Here is a 4041-nt window from a genome sequence, read left to right on the forward strand (position 1 = left end):
GCTCTAGAACCGAAAAGTTAAACAGTTTTAAGGTCACTGAAACAGTGCTTTTTGGACAGTTACCGACCGATAACCTTGGCGAGGCTAACTTTACCCCAGAAATGGGTGAAAACCGGAGGGGCAACCATACCCCTCCACCCCGAAAGGGGAATTCAATATTAGAGGCGGTTAAAACCGCTACCGCGCGTTCATCCCCGGTCTGAAGCTTGCCCTCGAGTGAAGCGAAGGGACACGGGGTTTCCCACAACGGAGGCGTTCTGATGACAACCTACCTGAATAACTGGTTTACCTTATTTTACTTTTTTTGGTTCGGAAGTGGTTCCGGGTAGGTGATGCTGCGTTTAAATTTTGTCAGAACCCGGAACCCGCAAGAAACCGGGTTTTTTTGTTGTCCACTGATTGTATAAAGGAATTCGTCTGATGTTGAATGCTACACTTGCCACTCAATCCGATCGCCCAACTCTGGTTCATCTGTCGAATAGTATCACCTTCGGGGGTGAGGAACTGGTGATAATTGCCGGTCCTTGTACGGTGGAGAGTCAATCGCAGATGGAAACGGTTGCGACTCAATTGCAACGCGCCCCAGTTCAAGGGTTACGCGGCGGTGCTTTCAAACCCCGCACTTCTCCTTACTCGTTCCAAGGATTAGGGATAGAGGGACTAGAGATATTATCTCAGGTGCGATCGCGTCATCAAATTCCTGTGGTGACGGAAGTCATGTCCATTTCCCAAATCGATTTAGTGGCTGCCCATGCTGATATGCTTCAAGTGGGTAGTCGTAATATGCAAAACTTTGATTTACTCAAAGCCTTGGGTGAAGTTAATAAACCGATTCTGCTGAAGCGGGGACTAGCGGCGACTCTAGAAGAATTCGTCATGGCAGCTGAATATATTCTCAGTCATGGGAATTCTCAGGTGGTGCTGTGTGAACGCGGGATTCGTAGTTTCGATACCTATACCCGGAATGTTTTGGATTTAGGGGCAGTTGTGGCACTCAAGCAGATGACCTCATTACCTGTGATTGTAGATCCTTCCCATGCGACGGGCAAACGGGAATTAATTCCCGCCTTAGCGAAAGCGGCTGTCGCAGTGGGTGCGGATGGATTAATCATTGAGTGTCATCCAGAACCGGAAAAATCCGTATCTGATGCCCGTCAAGCGTTATCGTTAGATGATATGGTGCAGTTGGTTCACAACTTACACCCCGTCGCCGCCGCCGTCGGGCGAAAAATTCCAGCCAGTTTAGCTGCTGTGTCAGCTTGATCTGTAATTTTCGCGATCGCGCAAACCAAACAGGGATCTAATTTTTTAGTTGAGTTTTCGGCTAATGCGATCTTCTCATCCCGGAACCCGTTCCGGGATGTTGTCATTTTGTCACCCCTTCAGGCTGGATTCGCTAAACTGCTTTCCGCACAAGGAGTATAACTATTCCCATAACTAGAAAACCAACTCCCCACCAAAGAGAGTTGCCAGGGAAACTCTTGAGCAAGAGGGTTACGATTCCCGAAGTAAAAAGCGACCACCCTATCGTTGTTCTATATTGCATAAATTATAGCTAAGCCTCAAAGATTTAATGAACAGGGATGTACCCTGAGATACTGCTTAGGATAGTCTGGAAATCAGATGACAACCTCCATCAATAGAGATAGAGGGATTGCAACTGCTTCTTTTATTTGACTGTTATATCCACTTGAATTGCCTATCCAGACTAGAACTGCTGCAATTAGCTTTTTTCTCTCAGATTTGACTCAAACACAGCATTCGTCAAGTCAGCACCTCTAAAGCATGTCCCGGAAAAATCTTTAATTTCTTGAACGGCGAGGATCAGGGAGTGCATCGTCAGCCAGAGAAAACTCACCGATAAACAACTCCAGACAACTCCCAAACTTAGCTTTTGCCCACTTAAAAACGCGATCGCACTCGTTCCCACCAGAAATGCAAACCCATACCCCGCTAGAGTTCCCGCCACTGTTATCGCAATGGCGACTAACCGACTTGTGAGTTTGAAACTGACAATCGCTGTGACTATTCCTCCCAACACCGCCCCGACAATGGCAATTTGAGGATTGTTGTCACTCATGCTTCCAGCATAGTGGTCAGTGAACAGTAAACAGTGAACAGTGGTCAGTGAACAGTAAACAGTAAACAGTAAACAGTGAACAGTGATCGATAACTGATAACTGATAACTGATAACTGATAACTGATAACTGATAACTGATAACTGATAACTGATAACTACCTGAATTACCGGGAATTCACGACAGGAATGTGACCATTGACATAGTAGTTTCGGGTTCCTTTAGCATTAAGAGCTTCCCCTAACCGATTCAACGCATGAACGTAAGCGGCGGTTCGTAAGGAAACAGCTAACTCCTTAGAAATTGACCAGATCTGTTGGCTTTCCTCCACAATTTTCTGTTTCAGATGCTCGTTCACTTTTGCCAATGTCCAATAGAGTCCACTGCGGTTCTGCACCCATTCAAAATAGCTCACCGTCACCCCTCCCGCATTGACTAAAATATCGGGAAAGACAAGAATCCCTTTGCTATCTAAAACTTTATCGGCTTCGGAGGTAATCGGACCATTTGCCACTTCAAAGATATATCGGGCGCGGATATCATTGACATTTTCCTGAGTAATTTGATTCTCCAACGCGGCGGGAATCAGAATGTCTACATCTAAGGCTAAGAGTTCCGCATTGGTTAACTGTTCATGTTCAACAATATTGCAAACGGTGTCTTGACAGTAAACCGCTTGCAGGCTTTGACTTGAGGTTTTATACTGACGAATGCTGGGAATATCTAAGCCTTTTTTGGCATAAATTCCGCCTTGAGAATCACTGATGGCGACAACTTTATACCCGGCTTTTGCCAACAATTCTGCCAATACCGCCCCGGCTTTACCAAATCCCTGAATCGCGATTGTGGTATATTGGGGAGTCAGATCCAGTTTAGGCGCTATGGATTCAATCACAAAGTAAGCCCCAGCCGCCGTTGCGCCGTCGCGTCCCACACTTCCACCCATGGTAATGGGTTTACCTGTGACGACACCGGGACTAATTTGACGGCGGATGATACTATATTGATCCATCATCCACCCCATAATCATGGCGTTGGTGTAAACGTCAGGGGCGAGAATATCAACATCGGGTCCGATAAAATCTGCGATCGCGTCAATGTAACCGCGACTGAGGCGTTCGAGTTCTAGTTTGGATAAGGCTTTGGGATTTACTGTCACTCCCCCTTTAGCACCACCGAAGGGTAGATTTAAGACGGCACATTTAAATGTCATCCAAAAGGCGAGGGATTGAACTTCATCCAGGGAAACGTTGGGATGATAGCGTACACCACCTTTTCCGGGTCCCCTGGTGTCATCATATCGCACCCGATACCCTTGTACCATTTGTAATGAGCCATCATCCATGCGAACCGGTATGGACACACTTAGGCTCATTTTGGGATGCTTTAAGCGTGCGATCGCATCCTCAGAAATTAAGACATGTTTCATCGCGGCTTGCAATCTGGTGCCAGCATCGGCTAATAATGAATCAGACATTCCATTGTTCCTCCTATTGGACTATTGGATTGACGACGCGAGAGAATTTCACAGCAAGGCAAATCCCCCCTGGGGTTGGGTTGAACTGGGGAACTCAATCACCAGCGTTAGCCTCAGCATTGCTGGCTTGACGATTGAAGTTCCTGATGATCAGACTCCAGCGCCAGTGGGGTAATTTTTGGTTTGGATTAAGCAAAACTTATATTAGACGCGAGCGATCGCGTTGCCTCTAATCGGTGATTCTGTGGACAAAGGTGGAAAACTCGGCATAACTGTATCCATCCTGTCGGTGAATAGGTTGGCAGTACTTGTGGTTGATAATCTGAAGCTTGCTTTTAGCTGTAGAAATATCAAACTGCCCAGTCGCTCGAACCGTAACACGCCCAACATGAGTACCTACATTTTTGCCTGACCTAACAACAGCTCTCACCATGTCCCCAGTTTGAAACCCGTGAACAACCTTTACCCTTTTTCGGACAGCTAAT

General features: G+C 46.5%; 5 protein-coding genes and 1 pseudogene. 3 read left to right on the forward strand and 3 right to left on the reverse strand.

Going from position 1 to position 4041, the window contains the following annotated elements:
* A partial coding sequence (locus RID09_RS17875) for a hypothetical protein (protein WP_446337281.1) occupies positions 1-203 on the forward strand: 203 nt, incomplete at its 5' end.
* 217 nt (positions 204-420) lie between these two features.
* Positions 421-1263 carry a 3-deoxy-7-phosphoheptulonate synthase gene (gene aroF, locus RID09_RS17880; RefSeq protein WP_446337282.1) on the forward strand — a complete coding sequence of 281 codons (843 nt, stop codon included), beginning with the start codon at positions 421-423 and terminating at the stop codon, positions 1261-1263.
* A 460-nt stretch (positions 1264-1723) separates the two neighbouring features.
* On the opposite strand, the gene RID09_RS17885 is transcribed toward aroF, so the two are convergent.
* Positions 1724-2080 carry a hypothetical protein gene (locus RID09_RS17885; RefSeq protein ID WP_446337283.1) on the reverse strand — a complete coding sequence of 119 codons (357 nt, stop codon included), beginning with the start codon at positions 2078-2080 and terminating at the stop codon, positions 1724-1726.
* A 165-nt stretch (positions 2081-2245) separates the two neighbouring features.
* A complete protein-coding gene (locus RID09_RS17890) occupies positions 2246-3556 on the reverse strand; it encodes a Glu/Leu/Phe/Val family dehydrogenase (protein WP_446337284.1) in 1311 nt (436 codons plus the stop codon).
* Positions 3557-3560: 4 nt separating this feature from the next.
* On the opposite strand from RID09_RS17890, the gene RID09_RS17895 reads away from it, so the two are divergent.
* Positions 3561-3731, forward strand: coding sequence for a hypothetical protein (locus RID09_RS17895; RefSeq protein ID WP_446337285.1), 171 nt, complete (start codon positions 3561-3563; stop codon positions 3729-3731).
* 54 nt (positions 3732-3785) lie between these two features.
* Here RID09_RS17895 and RID09_RS17900 read toward each other — a convergent pair.
* Positions 3786-4041 (reverse strand): annotated as a pseudogene (locus RID09_RS17900) (RNA-guided endonuclease IscB); the annotation flags it as partial.

This window comes from Coleofasciculus sp. G1-WW12-02, from assembly GCF_040219735.1.
In the GTDB taxonomy this organism is placed as follows: domain Bacteria; phylum Cyanobacteriota; class Cyanobacteriia; order Cyanobacteriales; family Coleofasciculaceae; genus Coleofasciculus.

Bases quoted from the DNA above. Each gene is read 5' to 3' on its own strand.
- RID09_RS17885 (WP_446337283.1), bottom strand. From the start codon at position 2,080: ATGAGTGACAACAATCCTCAAATTGCCATTGTCGGGGCGGTGTTGGGA.
- RID09_RS17890 (WP_446337284.1), bottom strand. From the start codon at position 3,556: ATGTCTGATTCATTATTAGCCGATGCTGGCACCAGATTGCAAGCCGCG.
- aroF (WP_446337282.1), top strand. From the start codon at position 421: ATGTTGAATGCTACACTTGCCACTCAATCCGATCGCCCAACTCTGGTT.